This window comes from Pseudomonas asiatica, assembly GCF_009932335.1.
Taxonomy (GTDB): domain Bacteria; phylum Pseudomonadota; class Gammaproteobacteria; order Pseudomonadales; family Pseudomonadaceae; genus Aquipseudomonas; species Aquipseudomonas asiatica.
In genome coordinates this window covers 3,700,338-3,717,500 of sequence record NZ_BLJF01000001.1, presented here as the reverse complement: position 1 = coordinate 3,717,500, position 17,163 = coordinate 3,700,338, and the positions used below count along the sequence as shown (strand labels likewise).

Annotated in this window: 15 protein-coding genes, 2 rRNA genes and 1 pseudogene (1 of these 18 cut by a window edge); 14 read left to right on the top strand and 4 right to left on the bottom strand. The window is 60.1% G+C overall.

The window, feature by feature from the left end:
- The 13 genes and pseudogenes from GYA95_RS17285 to GYA95_RS17230 form a co-directional block, all read left to right on the top strand.
- Nucleotides 1-1,854, top strand: a 23S ribosomal RNA gene (locus tag GYA95_RS17285); it begins 1,038 nt to the left of the window's first position.
- A gap of 131 nt (nt 1,855-1,985) precedes the next feature.
- Nucleotides 1,986-2,101: ribosomal RNA gene (rrf, locus tag GYA95_RS17280) — 5S ribosomal RNA — on the top strand.
- 371 nt (nt 2,102-2,472) lie between these two features.
- Complete coding sequence (locus tag GYA95_RS17275; protein WP_015271514.1) at nt 2,473-4,116, top strand: acetolactate synthase large subunit; 1,644 nt, start codon at nt 2,473-2,475, stop codon at nt 4,114-4,116.
- Between the two features lie 144 nt (nt 4,117-4,260).
- Nucleotides 4,261-4,620 carry an FAD-dependent oxidoreductase gene (locus GYA95_RS28365; RefSeq protein WP_223998001.1) on the top strand — a complete coding sequence of 120 codons (360 nt, stop codon included), beginning with the start codon at nt 4,261-4,263 and terminating at the stop codon, nt 4,618-4,620.
- Nucleotides 4,607-4,939: pseudogene (locus GYA95_RS28360) on the top strand (FAD-dependent oxidoreductase); the annotation flags it as partial. The gene GYA95_RS28365 and the pseudogene GYA95_RS28360, both read left to right, overlap by 14 nt.
- Nucleotides 4,940-5,083: 144 nt before the next feature.
- Complete coding sequence (locus GYA95_RS17265; protein ID WP_015271513.1) at nt 5,084-5,980, top strand: nitrilase family protein; 897 nt, start codon at nt 5,084-5,086, stop codon at nt 5,978-5,980.
- Between the two features lie 10 nt (nt 5,981-5,990).
- Entirely contained in the window at nt 5,991-7,145 is a 1,155-nt protein-coding gene (locus tag GYA95_RS17260) for a hypothetical protein (protein ID WP_015271512.1), read from the top strand.
- Nucleotides 7,142-8,131 carry an asparaginase gene (locus tag GYA95_RS17255; protein ID WP_015271511.1) on the top strand — a complete coding sequence of 330 codons (990 nt, stop codon included), beginning with the start codon at nt 7,142-7,144 and terminating at the stop codon, nt 8,129-8,131. The genes GYA95_RS17260 and GYA95_RS17255 overlap by 4 nt, the downstream gene beginning before the upstream one ends.
- Nucleotides 8,132-8,222: 91 nt before the next feature.
- The gene (locus GYA95_RS17250) at nt 8,223-8,774 is read left to right on the top strand and encodes a UPF0149 family protein (RefSeq protein WP_015271510.1); all 552 of its coding nucleotides are present in this window, start codon (nt 8,223-8,225) and stop codon (nt 8,772-8,774) included.
- Nucleotides 8,775-8,779: 5 nt separating this feature from the next.
- Complete coding sequence (locus GYA95_RS17245; RefSeq protein ID WP_015271509.1) at nt 8,780-9,337, top strand: UPF0149 family protein; 558 nt, start codon at nt 8,780-8,782, stop codon at nt 9,335-9,337.
- Between the two features lie 279 nt (nt 9,338-9,616).
- Nucleotides 9,617-10,246 (top strand): glutathione S-transferase family protein, encoded by a 630-nt coding sequence (locus GYA95_RS17240; protein ID WP_015271508.1) that lies wholly within the window; start codon nt 9,617-9,619, stop codon nt 10,244-10,246.
- 27 nt (nt 10,247-10,273) lie between these two features.
- The gene (locus tag GYA95_RS17235) at nt 10,274-12,310 is read left to right on the top strand and encodes a pyridoxamine 5'-phosphate oxidase family protein (RefSeq protein WP_015271507.1); all 2,037 of its coding nucleotides are present in this window, start codon (nt 10,274-10,276) and stop codon (nt 12,308-12,310) included.
- Between the two features lie 374 nt (nt 12,311-12,684).
- Entirely contained in the window at nt 12,685-13,581 is an 897-nt protein-coding gene (locus GYA95_RS17230; RefSeq protein WP_015271506.1) for a LysR family transcriptional regulator, read from the top strand.
- Between the two features lies 1 nt (nt 13,582).
- Here GYA95_RS17230 and GYA95_RS17225 read toward each other — a convergent pair whose 3' ends face one another.
- The 3 genes from GYA95_RS17225 to GYA95_RS17215 form a co-directional block, all read right to left on the bottom strand.
- Nucleotides 13,583-14,173, bottom strand: coding sequence for a hypothetical protein (locus tag GYA95_RS17225; RefSeq protein WP_170304005.1), 591 nt, complete (start codon nt 14,171-14,173; stop codon nt 13,583-13,585).
- A gap of 71 nt (nt 14,174-14,244) precedes the next feature.
- On the bottom strand, nt 14,245-14,907 hold the full coding sequence (locus tag GYA95_RS17220) for a hypothetical protein (RefSeq protein WP_015271504.1): 663 nt from the start codon (nt 14,905-14,907) through the stop codon (nt 14,245-14,247).
- Between the two features lie 64 nt (nt 14,908-14,971).
- Nucleotides 14,972-15,172, bottom strand: a complete 201-nt coding sequence (locus GYA95_RS17215; protein ID WP_052329232.1) for a hypothetical protein — start codon at nt 15,170-15,172, stop codon at nt 14,972-14,974.
- A 505-nt stretch (nt 15,173-15,677) separates the two neighbouring features.
- On the opposite strand from GYA95_RS17215, the gene GYA95_RS17210 reads away from it, so the two are divergent.
- Entirely contained in the window at nt 15,678-16,133 is a 456-nt protein-coding gene (locus GYA95_RS17210) for a hypothetical protein (protein ID WP_015271502.1), read from the top strand.
- 414 nt (nt 16,134-16,547) lie between these two features.
- On the opposite strand, the gene GYA95_RS17205 is transcribed toward GYA95_RS17210, so the two are convergent.
- Nucleotides 16,548-17,084, bottom strand: a complete 537-nt coding sequence (locus GYA95_RS17205) for a BRO-N domain-containing protein (protein WP_015271501.1) — start codon at nt 17,082-17,084, stop codon at nt 16,548-16,550.
- Nucleotides 17,085-17,163 lie beyond the last annotated feature (79 nt).

The following is a 17,163-nucleotide window of genomic DNA, read 5'->3' as shown; positions in this document are numbered from 1 at the left end:
ACAGCTAGGAGGTTGGCTTAGAAGCAGCCACCCTTTAAAGAAAGCGTAATAGCTCACTAGTCGAGTCGGCCTGCGCGGAAGATGTAACGGGGCTCAAACCATGCACCGAAGCTACGGGTGTCATCTTTGATGACGCGGTAGAGGAGCGTTCTGTAAGCCTGTGAAGGTGAGTTGAGAAGCTTGCTGGAGGTATCAGAAGTGCGAATGCTGACATGAGTAACGACAATGCGAGTGAAAAACTCGCACGCCGAAAGACCAAGGTTTCCTGCGCAACGTTAATCGACGCAGGGTTAGTCGGTCCCTAAGGCGAGGCTGAAAAGCGTAGTCGATGGAAAACAGGTTAATATTCCTGTACTTCCAGTTATTGCGAAGGAGGGACGGAGAAGGTTAGGCCAGCCTGGCGTTGGTTGTCCAGGTTTAAGGTGGTAGGCTGAAATCTTAGGCAAATCCGGGATTTCAAGGCCGAGAGCTGATGACGAGTTGCCTTTAGGCGACGAAGTGGTTGATACCATGCTTCCAAGAAAAGCTCCTAAGCTTCAGATAACTGGGAACCGTACCCCAAACCGACACAGGTGGTTAGGTAGAGAATACCAAGGCGCTTGAGAGAACTCGGGTGAAGGAACTAGGCAAAATGGCACCGTAACTTCGGGAGAAGGTGCGCCGGCGAGGGTGAAGGACTTGCTCCGTAAGCCCATGCCGGTCGAAGATACCAGGCCGCTGCGACTGTTTATTAAAAACACAGCACTCTGCAAACACGAAAGTGGACGTATAGGGTGTGACGCCTGCCCGGTGCCGGAAGGTTAATTGATGGGGTTAGCGCAAGCGAAGCTCTTGATCGAAGCCCCGGTAAACGGCGGCCGTAACTATAACGGTCCTAAGGTAGCGAAATTCCTTGTCGGGTAAGTTCCGACCTGCACGAATGGCGTAACGATGGCGGCGCTGTCTCCACCCGAGACTCAGTGAAATTGAAATCGCTGTGAAGATGCAGTGTATCCGCGGCTAGACGGAAAGACCCCGTGAACCTTTACTATAGCTTTGCACTGGACTTTGAATTTGCTTGTGTAGGATAGGTGGGAGGCTTTGAAGTGGGGACGCCAGTTCTCATGGAGCCATCCTTGAAATACCACCCTGGCAACTTTGAGGTTCTAACTCAGGTCCGTTATCCGGATCGAGGACAGTGTATGGTGGGTAGTTTGACTGGGGCGGTCTCCTCCCAAAGAGTAACGGAGGAGTACGAAGGTGCGCTCAGACCGGTCGGAAATCGGTCGTAGAGTATAAAGGCAAAAGCGCGCTTGACTGCGAGACAAACACGTCGAGCAGGTACGAAAGTAGGTCTTAGTGATCCGGTGGTTCTGTATGGAAGGGCCATCGCTCAACGGATAAAAGGTACTCCGGGGATAACAGGCTGATACCGCCCAAGAGTTCATATCGACGGCGGTGTTTGGCACCTCGATGTCGGCTCATCACATCCTGGGGCTGAAGCCGGTCCCAAGGGTATGGCTGTTCGCCATTTAAAGTGGTACGCGAGCTGGGTTTAGAACGTCGTGAGACAGTTCGGTCCCTATCTGCCGTGGACGTTTGAGATTTGAGAGGGGCTGCTCCTAGTACGAGAGGACCGGAGTGGACGAACCTCTGGTGTTCCGGTTGTCACGCCAGTGGCATTGCCGGGTAGCTATGTTCGGAAGAGATAACCGCTGAAAGCATCTAAGCGGGAAACTTGCCTCAAGATGAGATCTCACTGGGATCTTGAATCCCCTGAAGGGCCGTCGAAGACTACGACGTTGATAGGTTGGGTGTGTAAGCGCTGTGAGGCGTTGAGCTAACCAATACTAATTGCCCGTGAGGCTTGACCATATAACACCCAAGCAATTTGCTAACGCAGATTGCGGTGGTGAAGACGAAGCAACCGAAAGTTCGCAACATCACAAATATCGCATATCCGAATTCGCTGGGCTGTCCATCTGGACATTCTGGCAACAGAATTTCTTGACGACCATAGAGCATTGGAACCACCTGATCCCATCCCGAACTCAGCAGTGAAACGATGCATCGCCGATGGTAGTGTGGGGTTTCCCCATGTGAGAGTAGGTCATCGTCAAGATTCATTTCGCAAAACCCCTATCTGCGCATGCAGGTAGGGGTTTTGTCTTTCTGGCCAATAAGTCCCAGACCTGCACAACCTTCCTCTGTGGGAGCGGGCGCGCCCGCGAAGCAGGCGACGCGGTGTACGGCACCGGCTTCGCCGGTGTTCGCGGTTCGACGCCTCGACTTGCCCGCACCCACAACTCCTACTCTGAGCGCGCAATACCCAGCTGCGAAAATATTCCCGTCACATTCACGTGACTTTCCCGCATCCACCCTACGTCAAGACTTTGGTTCGGGGCACTCTTGGCCCCGGGCTGAGCGATGCCAGCGTACCGTGCTGCGCATTTCCGGACTTCCACCGTCCCATCACTTGAGGTAGCAAGCAAGATGGCCAAGGCCGCCGATGTCGTTGTGCAATGCCTGGAAAACGAAGGTGTCGAGTATGTATTCGGTATTCCCGGTGAAGAAAACCTCGATCTGCTGGAATCCCTGCGCAAGTCGAAGATCAAGCTGGTACTTACCCGTCACGAGCAGTCCGCAGGCTTCATGGCTGCCACCTATGGTCGCCTGACCGGTAAGACTGGCGTCAGCCTGTCGACCCTCGGCCCTGGCGCCACCAACCTGGTCACCGCCAGCGCCTACGCCTACCTGGGCGGCATGCCGATGATGATGATCACCGGCCAGAAGCCGATCAAGAAGTCCAAGCAGGGCCGTTTCCAGATCATCGACGTGTGCGGCATGATGGACCCCATCACCAAGTACACCCACCAGTTCGCCTCCGCCGACAACATCCCGGCCCGTATGCGCGAAGCCTTCCGCCTGGCCGAAGAGGAGAAGCCGGGTGCCGTGCACCTGGAGCTGCCGGAAGACATCGCCGCCGAGCAGACCGAAAGCCTGCCGATTCCGCCTAGCCTGAGCCGCCGCCCGCTGGCCGAGCACAAGGCCATCGAAGCCGCCGTGGAAAAACTGCAGAAAGCTCGCAACCCGATCCTGGTGATCGGCGCCGGCGCCAACCGCAAGATGACCGCCAAGGTCCTCAAGCAGCTGATCGACAAGACCGGCATCCCGTTCATCACCACCCAGATGGGCAAAGGTGTGGTCGACGAGCGCCACCCACGCTTCCTGGGCAACGCCGCACTGTCGTCGGGCGACTTCGTGCACCGCGCCGTCGAAGCCGCCGACCTGATCGTCAACATCGGCCACGACGTGATCGAGAAGCCACCGTTCTTCATGGTCCGTGGCGGCACCGAGGTCATCCACATCAACTTCCGCTCCGCCGAAGTTGATGCCGTGTACTTCCCGCAGGTGGAAGTGATCGGTGACATCGCCAACGCCGTGTGGCAGATCAGCGAAGCGCTGACAGAAACCACACACTGGGACTTCACCCGCCTGATGGCGATCCGTGAAGCGAACGAAACGCAGATCGCCGAAGGTGCCGACGACAACCGTTTCCCGGTCTATCCGCAGCGCCTTGTGGCCGACATCCGTCGCGTGCTCCCGTCCGAAGGCATCGTTGCCCTGGACAACGGCATCTACAAGATCTGGTTCGCCCGCAACTACAAGGCGCACAAGCCAAACACCGTACTGCTGGACAACGCCCTGGCGACCATGGGCGCCGGCCTTCCATCGGCCATGGCCGCGCATCTGGTACACCCGGACCGCCCGGTGATCTCGGTTTGCGGCGACGGCGGTTTCATGATGAACAGCCAGGAGCTGGAAACTGCGGTACGCCTGGGCATGCACATCACCGTGGTGATCCTGCGTGACGACGGCTACGGCATGATTCGCTGGAAGCAGGCCAACATGGGCTTCACCGATTTCGGCCTGGACTACGGCAACCCGGACTTCGTCAAGTACGCCGAAGCCTACGGTGCCAACGGCCACCGCGTGGAAAGCGCCGAAGGCCTGCTGCCGCTGCTGGAGCACTGCATCAAGACCCCTGGCGTGCACGTGATCGACTGCCCGGTCGATTACAGCGAGAACGACCGCATCCTCAATAGCGAGCTGCGTGAGCGCGCGCTGGCGGTGTAAGGTGTAACGGCTTTATTGACATCAACCCGGCCACCACAGATATCTCCCGATCCTGTGGTGGCCAGTTGGTGCTAATTAACAACCTCCTCACGCATCTCTTGATTGATCATTCTCATGTTCCCAACTCATTGAGAACACGAGACCATGACCATCGGCTCAACACACAACCATCCTGCTGATCTGGCTATCGAGCCATCCCTGTCCGTAAAGCCGTGGGCTGCGCGTTACCCTAACCCTCCTGATCTTTGCTTTGATTATCGCCGTCTACTCGAACAAGAGGGCGGAGTTGCATACGCCACTCAGCCGGATCACCGGATATGTATTGTCGGTGCTGGTGTTACCGGGCTAACTGCAGCCCGAGAATTGCTACGTTGCGGCTTTACCCGTATCACCTTGATCGAGCAGTCCCGACGTGTGGGTGGGCGTCACCTTACGCTGGTGAATAACGCAGGAAATCACAAGCAACCTGTAACCCCTTTTGAAATGGGGGAGCAACGTGGCTGAACCCATATCGCCTTATATCGATACCTGAAACATTCGCATACAGCGTTGGATGACTGATCGAAACGCGCTTGGCTGCGCAAAGTTGTATCGGGCTGGGACCTATTACGATGCAGTGAGCCTGATGAAGTACAACCGTGATCTGAGTGCCAGTTCAGGGTTGTATCTGGCTGGAGAGTCCTTCTCTGTTGACGCCGGCTGGACCGAGCCGTGTTTACGCACGGCGCTTGATGTGGTCATCAACCTATGCAACAGAACATCGGCATCGTTCAATGGTGGCTTTACCCTGAACCACTACCCACATTATCAAGCTGGGAAATAGCTGCATCCGGGAGTTTTTGTGGGGAATTTCCTACTGGAACACTTCTCTTGTCCTTCGATCCCATAGGAACTCCCCGACTGTCACTCCCCCGCCCAACCCCGCTTTACTGGCGCCCTTCCAAAACAACCATAAAAGGAAGCCGCCATGTCTGAACACTGCACGCCCGTTAGCCCCGTACGTATCGCTGTCATCCAGTACGACCCTCAGGTCGGGCTGGAGCATTGCGATGGCAACCTGAGCAAGGGCCTGGCATTGGCCCGGTGCGCGGCGCGTGAAGGCGCCAACCTGATCGTGCTACCCGAGCTGGCCAACACCGGCTACACCTTCCACACGCGTGCAGAGGCCTATGCCCATGCCGAAACGCTGGAGGAGGGGCGCAGCCTGAAAGCCTGGGCGGATTTCGCCAAGGAGTACCAGGTATATCTGGCTGCGGGTTTTGCCGAACGCGAGGGACTGAAACTTTTCGACAGTGCCGCACTGTTCGGTCCGCAAGGCTTGCTCGGGCATTACCGCAAGGCGCACCTGTGGAACCAGGAAAAGCTCTGGTTCACCCCTGGTGACCTGGGCTTCCCAGTGTTCGAGACACCGATCGGCCGTATCGGCCTGCTGATCTGCTGGGATATCTGGTTCCCGGAAGTGCCGCGGCTGATGGCTGCGCAAGGCGCCGACATCATCTGCAGCCTGAACAACTGGGTATGGACGCTGCCACCGCTGTTCGATGAATCAGGGCGCTGCATGGCGTCCTACCTGACCATGACGGCGGCACACGCCAACAACGTCTATATCGCTGCCGCCAATCGCATAGGTAGCGAGCGGGGTGGTCGCTTCCTGGGCTGTTCACTGATTGCCGGTACCAATGGCTGGCCTATTGGCGAGGTGGCCAGTGCAGAGGAGGAGGGTATTCTCTACGCCGATGTCGACCTCAGCAGCGCCCGCTCGGCGCCGATCTGGAACAGCCTCAACGACTTGCCGCGGGACAGGCGCACCGATCTTTACGATGCGACGCTTGGCTATCGCCTTCATGCACCTATGCCCCGCTGAGGAGTTGCACATGAAAACGCAACTCTTCCCCAACCGGCAGCGTTCGTCGGTGTTGATCCTTGCCTGCCTGCTGGTGCTGCTGGCCGCCAGCCTCGTACAGGGCCAATGGCCGGACTACACGCAATTGGCAGCGACGCTTGATCAGCCGCTAAGCCGCTTGCGTTGGATAGTTGGTGATATCAGCGAAGTGGCCTTCTATAAGCACGAGTTGCCCGCCCTGGGCTTGCTACTGGGAGCTTGCCTGGCGCATTGGGCCCATGTGCATGGGTATCGCTGGCACGGCTTTGCCATCTGCTACGGCAGCGGACTATGGCCGTGGGTGTTCACCAGTTCACTGCTGGGCTTGTTGCTCAGTCACGCGTTGTGGGGATGGACCTTGGCCAGTGGTACCTGGCAACCAACCTTCGTTGCTTTCGTATCCTTGCCAGCAGCCATGGTGCTGTTGTTTGGTGCGGGTTGGCAGGTGACCATCACCGGCGCACTGCTGGGAGCGCTGTTGGTAACACCAGCCAGCCTGTTGATGGTCAACTACCTGTGCTATCCCCTGCAGTTGCCGGTGGTAGTCGGCAACGTAAGTGGCATGGCGCTGGCAAGCGTGATTGCGTTCATGCTGTGCTGGCGCTTTCCATCATGGGTACGGCCCAGCCACCCGACCGCCGCACCTGAATCCGATGCGGCCCAGCCCGACTTCGGTGTGGCCTGGACCTTGCGGCGTGTACTGGCCGATTTCAGCGAAGCGCCATTCTTCGGTAATGAACTGGCCAGCCTCGGGCTACTGTTGGGGGTGTTCCTGGCATACATGCTGGCCCCCGCTGCGCCAGTCTACGGTTCGCTGCTGCTGATACCGCTGGTTGCCGGGCAGGCGCTGGCATCACTGGTGGGAGTCGTGTTCTGGCGTCGCCAATGGCAGGCGCGAGGCTGGTACCCCACTTACATTCCCATCGTCTCTATCGTACCTGCCGCTGTGCTCACCCACGGTGGAGGCTGGCAAGTGGTCGTAGCCAGTGCAGTGCTGGGCGCGCTGGTAGCGCCACCGTTGGCAGTGGCCATCAGTCAGCGCTTGCCGGCCTACATGCATGGTTACATCGGCAATGTAGTGTCGATGGCCATCAGCACACTGGCGATCGTTCCGCTGGTCGGGCTGCTTGCTGGAGGTGGCGTATGAAAGCGCATGCAAACCTGCCCAAGTTGGCGATTGCCAGCCTTGGAGGGACGGTGAGCATGCGGGCAAGTGCGAGCGAATGGGGGGTGATGCCCAAGCTTGACTGCGATGAACAACTGGCCGAGTTGCCGCAACTGCGTGAGATGGCCCAGCTTGAAGCTGCCACTCTGGGTCTGCTCCCCAGTGCCTCGCTGGGCTTTGCGGCGATGCTCGAGGTGCTGGCCTGGGCCCGGGGCGAGGTGGCTCGCGGAGCACACGCGGTGATACTGACACAAGGTACCGACAGCCTCGAGGAAACGGCGTATTTCCTCGATCTGCTCTGGCCGTTCGATGCGCCATTGGTAATGACCGGTGCCATGCGCGCGGCCAGCCAGCCGGGCAACGACGGCCCGGCCAACCTGCTGGCTGCGGCGCAGGTTGCACTGGCGCCGGGCAGCCGTGGGCGCGGCGTTCTGGTACTGATGAATGATCAGGTTCACTGTGCTGCAAGGGTTCGCAAGACGGCAAGCCTCGCGATGGCTGCATTCGAATCGCCCGGGTGTGGAGCGCTGGGCGATGTTGTGGAAGGTGCCGTGGAATATCGTCAGCCACCTGGCCCACGAGAGGTGCTGCCGTTACCGCATCGCACCGAGCACCGGGTTGCAATGCTGGAAGCGTGCCTGGACGCAGATACGGCGTTGTTGAAGGCTACAGCGGCACTGGGCTACGAGGGGCTGGTCATCGCCGGTTTTGGTGCCGGCCACGTTTCCAGTAGCTGGTCCGAAGTGCTTGGCCATCTCGCGCCTACCTTGCCAGTGATTGTTGCTACCCGCACAGGCAGTGGCCCAACAGCCACGGCCTCTTACGGTTTTGCCGGTGCCGAGATCGATCTGCAGAGCAAGGGGGTACATATGGCGGGGCAGTTGTGTCCGCGCAAGTGTCGCATTCTGCTATGGCTGTTGATCGGAACTGGCAGGCAGCAGCTGCTGCATGGCTGGTTGCCACGTTAAGCAATCTGCCCGCAAAGCTGTAAGCGCGGGCAGCCCTTCGGGCGTTGCTGTGCTAGGGTGCACACACTTTTGCTTCCCAGGATGTTCACCCATGCTCCCCGCACTCAGCGAAAAAGAACTCGACCGCCTCGAAGACCTGCTGATCACCTACGGCAATGACTACTCGGTACTCAACCTGGCCGAGCTCAATGGCTTTTTCACTGCACTGGCCAGCTCACCGACCACTGTCACCCCGGAACAGTGGCTGCCCTCGGTGGCTGGTGGCAAGGTGCCGAAATTCAAGAAGCCGGCGCATGAAGAGGCGTATACGGCATTGATGCTGCGCTATGCCAGCCAGGTGGCGGAGGAGTTGGGGGACGACGTCGATCACTTCGAGCCGCTGTTCGAGGAAAGTGAAGGCGAGGCAGGCACGGTAGTCGTGATGGAGGAATGGTGCTTCGGCTATATGCGCGGCACCCAGGTCGCTGGCTGGGCCGAGCTGCCGCCGGAGCAGGACCAACTGCTCAAGGCCATTTCGCTGCATGGGCTGGAGGACAACTTCGAGTTGCTGGACCAGATGAGCGAAGCGGATATCCAGGCCTGCGTGCCTCAGGTGACCGAGGCAGCACGCAGGCTTTACCGTTACCACCGGCTGCAGGATTGACCTCTATGAGTAACCCCATCACCGACCAGGAGTTGGACGAGCTGGGAGAGCTGCTTTTCAAGTATGGCAATGATGACGCGATACTTGATGTCAGTGAACTCGATGGCTTTGTGAATGCCCTATGCAGCTCGCCGCATATGCTGCCACCAAGTGAGTGGCTGCCGGAGGTTTCTGGCGGCAAATTGCCTCGGTTCAAAAGCAAGGCCCAGGCTCAGCGCTACACGGATTTGATCATCAAGTTTTACAATACCGTCGCGATCATGCTCAGCGAAGCCACGGATGAGCTGAATCTGTTCTTTGAGGTCAGAGATACTGCGCAGGGCGAAATTGTAGTGCTTGAAGAGTGGTGCTTCGGGTACATGCGGGGTGTTCGTTTGGGACGATGGACAGAATTACCTGCCCATCTTCAAAAATATCTCGACGCTATTGCCTTGCACGGTTCGGAGGAAAATTTTTCCGTCCTGGACAAGATGAGCCTCGAAGAACACCAAGCCACTGTGTCGTTGGTGGTAGATGCTGTGCATGTTCTTTACCTCTACCAACGGCAGCAGCGATTGGGCTGATTTCTCTGATTTAGCAGGGACCTGTGGGAGCGGCTTTAGCCGCGAACACCGGCGCAGCCGGTGCCAGGCACCGCGTTGGATTCTTCGCGGCTAAAGCCGTTCCCACGGGAGGGTGTAGTGCTTTTGGAGCGGGCTTGCCCGCGAGGAGGCCAGAAGCCTGAGTGCATTATTCCGCTCCGCGAAATTATGGTTTCCCCGCCACACGGATTCTGCTGCCAGCCGAACCGGTGCAGCATGTGCTCCACCAGCCCACCCCGGTGCTGATCAGGAGCCAAGCCAATGTCGAACCCGATCAAGCTTTACAACTTCCCCAAGTCCGGCCACGCCCATCGCATCGAGCTGATGCTTTCGCTGCTGAACCTGCCCACCGAGCTGGTGTTCGTCGACCTGGCCAAAGGCGCGCACAAGCAGCCGGACTTCCTGGCCCTCAACCCGTTCGGCCAGGTCCCGGTCATAGACGACAACGGCACGGTGATCGCCGACTCCAATGCCATCCTGGTGTACCTGGCCAAGAAGTACGACAACGGCACTTGGCTCCCCGAGGAGCCCGCTGCCGCCGCCCGCGTCCAGCGCTGGCTGTCGGTCGCTGCCGGTCCGTTGGCCTTCGGCCCTGCTGCCGCGCGTCTGGTCACGGTGTTCGGAGCCTCGTTCAACACCGACGAAGTGATTACCCGCGCCCATACCCTGCTGAAGGTGATCGACGCCGAGCTGGCCAAAACGCCCTTCCTGGCCGGTAGCACACCCACCATCGCCGATATCGCCAACTACTCCTACATCGCCCACGCACCGGAGGGCAATGTGTCGCTGGAGCCCTATGCCAACGTACGCAGCTGGCTGGCGCGGATCGAGGCGCTGCCGCGCTTCGTGCCCATGCCACGCACCGTGATCGGCCTGCAGACCAGCGCCTGATATCCCGCCACTGCGAGGAACGCCGCCATGCAACAGAACCCGGACCACCACTCCTCGCCCTGGCATGCGGGGGAGAAGACCCTGCAGGAAAAAGCCGGTGTCTCGGAGCGCATGGAGGCGTTCGGGCAGAAGGTCATTCGTGACTACATGCCCGACCAGCATCGTATTTTCTATCACCAGTTGCCGTTCATGGTCGCCGCCAGCGTGGACGCACTGGGGCGGCCCTGGGCAACGCTGCTGGAAGGGCCGGAAGGTTTCGTCAGCTCGCCGGACCCGCGCCAGCTGACGATCGACACTCAACTGCCAGCAGACGATCCCGCCACCCCGGGGCTGGCTGCCGGGCAGGCGGTCGGCCTGCTGGGGATCGAATTGCACACCCGCCGGCGCAACCGCCTCAACGGCCAGATCCACCAGGCCGGCGACGGGCAACTGCAGGTGACTGTGGAGCAGTCGTTCGGCAACTGCCCGCAGTACATCCAGCTGCGTGACTACACCCGTGTCGCGGAACCCGCCCAAGGGCGTGTCGATGCGACGACACTCGATGCCTCGGCTGTCAGCATGATCCAGGCAGCCGACACCTTCTTTGTCGCCAGCTATGTCGAGCATGTCGACGGCCAGCGTTCGGTGGATGTCTCTCACCGTGGCGGGCGGCCCGGGTTCATCAAGGTCGAAGGCAATCGCCTGACCATCCCCGACTATGCTGGCAACCTGCACTTCAACACCTTGGGCAACCTGCTGGTGAACCCGCAAGCAGGGTTGCTATTCATCGATTTCAGCAACGGCAACGTGTTGCAGCTATACGGGCATGTCGAGTTGCTGCTGGACAGCCCCGCCATCCAGGCGTTCGAAGGCGCCGAGCGCTTGTGGACGCTGGAGGTCGAGCAGGTGGTGCGGCGCCCGGCTGCCGTTTCCCTGCGTTGGGCCTTCAAGGAGTACGCCCCGACCAGCCTGATGACCGGCACCTGGGCCGAGGCCGACATACGTCTGCAGCAACGCCAGCGGCAGCGCCAATGGCAGGCCTGGCGTGTGCTGCGGGTGGAGCAGGAAAGCCGTGAGATCCGCTCGTTCTACCTTGAGCCTCCTGCTGGCAGTGCGATGGCCTTTGCGCCCGGGCAGCATGTTCCGGTGCAAGTCCAGCTCGACGGTGAGGCGGCGCTGATCCGCACCTACAGCCTGTCCAGCGCGCCTTCCGACGGTTACCTGCGCATCAGCGTCAAAGCCCAGGGTCGGGCCTCGCGGCACCTGCATGAGCACGTCGTGGCAGGCGATGTGCTGAACGTGCGCTCGCCGATGGGCAGCTTCACGCTGGACCAGCAGAGTACGCGGCCGCTGGTGCTGATCGGCGCGGGTGTGGGTATCACGCCGTTACTGGCCATGCTGCGCGAGCAGTTGAGCAAGGGGCAGGCACGGCGCATTCATCTGTTCCATGGTGCGCGCAGCCTGGCCGACCTGCCGTTCCGTGAGGAGCTGGCAAGTTTGCGGCAACAGGCCGGCGGCCTGCTGCACGTGTACTGCGCCCTGAGCCAGCCGGAAGAGCATGCGCTGGCGGGGCGTGATTACGAGTTTGCCGGTCGGCTGGGTATCGAGCAGGTCAAGGCGACGCTGGCGCTGGACGACTACGATTTCTACCTGTGCGGCCCAGGCAGTTTTACCCAGGACCTGTATGAAGGGCTGCGTGGGCTGCATGTGCCGGATGCGCGGATTCATGCCGAAGCCTTTGGCCCGTCAACGCTCCGGCGGCACACCGACGATGACCAGCCCACCCTGCAACAGCCGCCCGCGGCCAGCGAGCCGGTGCCGGTGTACTTTGCGGCTTCGGCCAAGGAGGCGCGCTGGGCGCCTGGTAGCGGGACGCTGCTGGAGCTGGCCGAGGCTCGCGGATTGTCGCCGGAGTTCAGTTGCCGAGGTGGGTCGTGTGGTACCTGCAAGACACGGTTGGTCAGTGGCCGGGTGCATTACCCGAATCCGCCGGCGGAAATGCCGGAAAGTGGGACTGCGCTAATCTGTTGCGCGATACCGGCGCGGGTGGAGGAGGGAGTGCAGGCGTTGGTACTGGATATCTGATATGCCTTTACCGACTCATCGCCGGCAAGCCAGCTCTCATAGAACAACACATGACTCATTGGTTCGGCGAGGTTCTGTAGGAGCAGCCTTGTGCTGCGAAGAGGCCGGGGCTGACAAAGCCTGTCTACTGGCTGTACCGGCCTCTTCGCAGCACAAGGCTGCTCCTACAAAGGACGCGTCAGACGAGCGATATTGGTTCTCTGCGCGAAAGCGCAGCCCAAAGGGCTGGGCAATCTCCCACAGGTACTCCACCGTTGCCGAAACCTGTGGAGTACCTGTGAGAGCTGGCTTGCCGGCGATGAGGTCAGAACAGGCAACACAAAACGCCCAGATGAAAGATAATCCCGGCACTTCATAGCCTCCCAGGAACCCGCATGGACCAGATCCACCTGATGAAGGTGTTCGTCGCCGTAGGCGAGCTGGAAAGCTTCGCCGCCGCTGCCCGCCGTCTGGACATCTCCCCTGCCGCAGTCACCCGCGCCGTCAGCGCCCTGGAGGATCAGCTGGGGGTCAAACTGCTGCTGCGCACCACCCGCAGCGTACGCCTGACCGAAGCCGGTGGCCGCTATCTGGAAGACACCCGCCATATCCTCGCCAGCATCAACGAGGCCAACGAAGCCGCCGCCGGCATCAACGCCACGCCCAAGGGCGACCTGGCCGTCACCGCGCCCATCCTGTTCGGCAAGAAGTTCGTCATGCCGTGCATCGTCCACTACCTGCAGCAGTACCCCGAGGTTGACGTTTCCGCCTACTTCCTCGACCGCATCGTCAACATGGTCGAAGAGGGCATGGATGTGGCCGTTCGTATCGGCCCCTTGCCCGACTCCGGGCTCAAAGCACTGCGGGTGGGCAGGGTACGGCGCATGCTGTGCGCCTCTCCCGAGTACCTGGCGCGCCACGGCGTGCCGAAGCACCCGTCCGACCTGGCGGGGCATGCGGTGATCGGCACCACCAACCTGTCGCCGCGAGCCGGCTGGCGTTTCGGAGTAACCGATGAACCAACGTTGGTGCGCATGAAGCCTCGCTTGACGGTGACCAGCAATGACGGGGCAATCGCTGCCGCCAGCGGCGGGTTGGGCATTGCCCGCCTGCTGTCGTATCAGGTAGCGGATGAGGTGGCCAGTGGGCAGTTGCAGGTGATCCTTGCCGAATACGAAGAGGCGCCGTGGCCAATCCATATACTGCACCGGGAGAGCAAGTACGGTTCGGCCAAGGTCCGCGCCTTCATTGACATGCTGGCGCAGGCGCTGAGGGCTCGGCAGCTGGACTGATTCAACCGAGCAGGGTGAATGTAAAGCAACCTGGGCACTGCTGTTCCAGCCACTCCTTGGCGCGTTCGCTCAGGAAATACCCACGATAGACATCCCCTTTGAATAAATCGGCTTGCTCGTCGGCCTTGAGCACCTTGAGATACTGGCCGAGGTCGGCAGGGTCATGCTGCGGGTCCTTGAGCAGGTAGAGCTTGCCCACCACGAATGCCTGCCAGTACTCCGGCATACGTGCGGCAAGCTCAGGGTCATGGGGCAGGGAATCGATGATCCAGGTCGGCTCGCCTTCCAGATCGAGGTATTCGGTAATGGGTTTGCTGGTATCCCAGTGCAGCCAGTCGATGTGCACGATATGGGTCTTCTCCAGGTGCTCGTAACGCCCGACCCCCTTCAGCCCGCTTTTTTCCAGGGCTTCCTTGACCGGCTGGGTGAGCACCAGAGAACCCGAACGTATGTAGGCGGCCGGGGTATACGGGCCGGCGCGCTTGATGCTGTCTACATCGGTATCTTCGTCCCAGGCGATCATGCCCTGGACCAGTGCCGCGCCCCAGTCTCCCCAAGGCGTTGGCGCGTTGTCTAAATGGTAGATATTCATACCAGGCCCCGAGATCTTGCCGTTCGTGCCGTAGCTATGTTCATGGGCGGACCTTGATCCTGGCTGGTCATTCAGGCGAACTGAATGAAGAAGAAACCGGCGTCGTCGCCTTGCTTGCCACGGCGTGCCTGCATGTCCACGAACAGATAGCCGTTACCTTCGCCGAACAGCCCCGCATGCTGAGGGCTGGCTTCGGCCACGTCAGCATCTATCAGTTGCATCATGAACATGTAGCGCGTTGGTTCGTAGATCGGGTCCTGCAGCCAGCAGGGCCTACCGCTGGGTTTGCTCAGGCCGATCCCGCTGTCCTCATCCTGATGTTCCTCGTCATGCTCTTCGTCAGTCATTTCTTCGAAATCTATGAACGCTCGCTCCAGCAGCAAAGGGGGATTGGCGGGTTCCAGTGGCTGGCTGGCGAGTTCATGCAGGATGACCCGGGCAAAGCCGCTACTGAGGACGTTCAGCAGTTCGGCTTGTTGATTGACCGTATAGCGACGCTGGAGAGGGCGGCTGAAACTGCCATCCTGATGTTGCTCGACGGCGAGGAAAACCGTGATGGCCATGCCGGGTGGGACAAACATGGCCGGTTGGAAACGCTCGCTCAGGGTCAGGATGGGCGTCATCAACATGCCGGTTTCCGGGTTTTTCGGCCACAAGGAGAGGTCCTTGAGCAAAGCCGCGCCACCGATCTGGCCGAAGCCGCGATCTTGTTGGGACAAGAGGATTTTCTTCATGGCTGGTAACACCCTTTGCGCTTGCGGACGACTTGGCGTAGCGACTGGTAGTCCGCGATTTCGGTTACCACTCGAACAGCCCTACGAAGTTTTTCTGGTCCACAGGGCCGCTTGAGCAACTGGCGCCACGTGCCAGGATGGAAGGCTCGAGGCGGTTGCCCATCTGGCGAACAGCCTGGTACTGGCTATCGCAACGTCCGGGCAGCGACAGGGCTGGCTGCACATGGCTGACAATGATGATCTGCACACCATTGAACTGTTCCACGCGAGGCTTGCCTCCATCCCTATCCGGGCTGAATTGGCAGGGCCAGGGCATGTCCAGCTCTAGCAGTGATGCATCGGAGCTGCGCAGTGCGCAACGACCTTCGTGGTTCACAAGTGCAAGCTTGTGCCCGGCAAGGATAACTTCAGGCCCCGCATTCGATGACGGGGCGGGCGCATGCGCGCATGCATTCAGGGCGATTGCAGCCAGCAGCGTCGGCAGGGCTTTGGACACACGCTTCATTTCAGTTCCCCAGAACCGGCCTGCGGGAACAGCGCTGAAAGCAACGGCGATTCATTCACCAGAATTCGATCTCCTATCGGCCCTGGGGAGGGCGTGTGCCTGTGCGGAGTTGTTAATGTGCACAGGTGCGAAACTTACATAAAGTGCCAAAGTGATATCGCGCTGGCAGGCACTTCGAAGTCGGGTTTTATGGTTTATTCATTCGCAATTGTCAAGGTAAGCTAGCCGCGCTCTACGGTTTTCAAGGACGACAGCGCTCACTCATATGAATGGATCGAAGTTTCAAAAGGGTCAGGAACTGCAAAGATTTCTTTCCCGCTATTTCGGCGTTTTCATCGCCGAGTTCCAGCTGTCCTGCTTTGCCATTGGCGGCAGTGTTTCACTGGTGTTCTCCACCTGGCTGCGCAGCCCGGACCAGTCGCTGTCGGTACTGGCCCTGGCGCTGGCATGCACGGTGAGCGCCGCTTCGCATATCGCGCTGGTGCGTGGATACGCCTGGGGCCTGCGGGGGCTGATCGGCCTGAACGGGCTGGCCGTGTTGGCCGCGCTGCCGAGCTACGCTTACCGGCCGCACATGGGCGGCTACGTCTCGGTTTTGCTGTTCGGGCTGCTGGCCTTGCTGGTCATCAATACCCAGCGCTACCGGGAAATGCGCGTGCGCCTGGTCGGCTACCGGGACATTCGCAGGGCCAACCGGCAGGCGGCGAAAGCTGCCAAGTAACATTTTTGCTGGTGTAGCGAGGCTTCTGTATGAATGTGCGCCGCGCGGTGTATGGCACCGGCTGCGCCGGTGTTCGCGGCCACGGCCGCTCCCACAGGTACAGCGTAAGCCCGGAGCCAGCGCAGTACCTGTGGGAGCGGGCAAGCCCGCGAAACAGGCGACGCGGTGGATGGCACCGGCTGTGCCGGTGTTCGCGGACCCGGCCGCTCCTACAGGTACAGCATTAACCTGAAGCCAGCGCAGTACCTGTGGGAGCGGGCAAGCCCGCGAAACAGGCGACGCGGTGGATGGCACCGGCTGTGCCGGTGTTCGCGGCCACGGCCGCTCCCACAGGTACAGCATTAACCTGAAGCCACCGCAGTACCTGTGGGAGCGGTTCACCCGCGAAGAGGCCCGCCCAGGCAAACCCGCCGCTTAAACCCCATGCAATCGCAGCGCCCGCTGCGCACACTCCCGCCAACTCAACTTCGGCTGCTCTACTGGCGGCAGCTGTTGCACTTCCCCAGCCAGCACCACCGGCATATCCCGCATCCTCACCCAAGGCTCACTCTGCCAATACAACAACGTCGCGCTCTGTCCCCCAGGCCAGCACATCTGCCCCAGTCGCGGGACATCTTCCACCCCGTCTTCCTGCCGATCACGCAACACCGCCACCACCTCATGCGTCAGCCACCAACGCAGATGCCGGTTCTCCGGCACATGGTGATGCGCCAACAAGGTATAGGCCCCGGATTCGCTGACCATCGTGGTTTCCTGGTACTTGCCATAGCGCAGCAACTGCACGGAGCGGTACTGATCCGGGTCGAGTTTGCGCATGCAGTGTTCGTCGTAGAAGTGACCACTCAGCCGGCCGAGTTCGTGGGCGCAAAACCAGGCTTGGGATTCGAGCCAGAGGGTGTGGAGGGGGCGGTTGTGGCGGGTGAATAGGGTAGGTGTATTGAAACTGTTCATCTTGGCCATCCTGATTTGGAGAGCCGCTGCTAACGGGAACGGAATACCGCTGCGTGAGCGTTCTTAAGCGCCAACAGAC

Coding starts and splice junctions, on each gene's coding strand:
- GYA95_RS17205 (WP_015271501.1), bottom strand. CDS start 17,084: ATGAACAGTTTCAATACACCTACCCTATTCACCCGCCACAACCGCCCC.
- GYA95_RS17255 (WP_015271511.1), top strand. CDS start 7,142: ATGAAAGCGCATGCAAACCTGCCCAAGTTGGCGATTGCCAGCCTTGGA.
- GYA95_RS17275 (WP_015271514.1), top strand. CDS start 2,473: ATGGCCAAGGCCGCCGATGTCGTTGTGCAATGCCTGGAAAACGAAGGT.
- GYA95_RS17245 (WP_015271509.1), top strand. CDS start 8,780: ATGAGTAACCCCATCACCGACCAGGAGTTGGACGAGCTGGGAGAGCTG.
- GYA95_RS17220 (WP_015271504.1), bottom strand. CDS start 14,907: ATGAAGAAAATCCTCTTGTCCCAACAAGATCGCGGCTTCGGCCAGATC.
- GYA95_RS17265 (WP_015271513.1), top strand. CDS start 5,084: ATGTCTGAACACTGCACGCCCGTTAGCCCCGTACGTATCGCTGTCATC.
- GYA95_RS17235 (WP_015271507.1), top strand. CDS start 10,274: ATGCAACAGAACCCGGACCACCACTCCTCGCCCTGGCATGCGGGGGAG.
- GYA95_RS17230 (WP_015271506.1), top strand. CDS start 12,685: ATGGACCAGATCCACCTGATGAAGGTGTTCGTCGCCGTAGGCGAGCTG.
- GYA95_RS17250 (WP_015271510.1), top strand. CDS start 8,223: ATGCTCCCCGCACTCAGCGAAAAAGAACTCGACCGCCTCGAAGACCTG.
- GYA95_RS28365 (WP_223998001.1), top strand. CDS start 4,261: ATGACCATCGGCTCAACACACAACCATCCTGCTGATCTGGCTATCGAG.
- GYA95_RS17260 (WP_015271512.1), top strand. CDS start 5,991: ATGAAAACGCAACTCTTCCCCAACCGGCAGCGTTCGTCGGTGTTGATC.
- GYA95_RS17210 (WP_015271502.1), top strand. CDS start 15,678: ATGAATGGATCGAAGTTTCAAAAGGGTCAGGAACTGCAAAGATTTCTT.
- GYA95_RS17225 (WP_170304005.1), bottom strand. CDS start 14,173: ATGAATATCTACCATTTAGACAACGCGCCAACGCCTTGGGGAGACTGG.
- GYA95_RS17240 (WP_015271508.1), top strand. CDS start 9,617: ATGTCGAACCCGATCAAGCTTTACAACTTCCCCAAGTCCGGCCACGCC.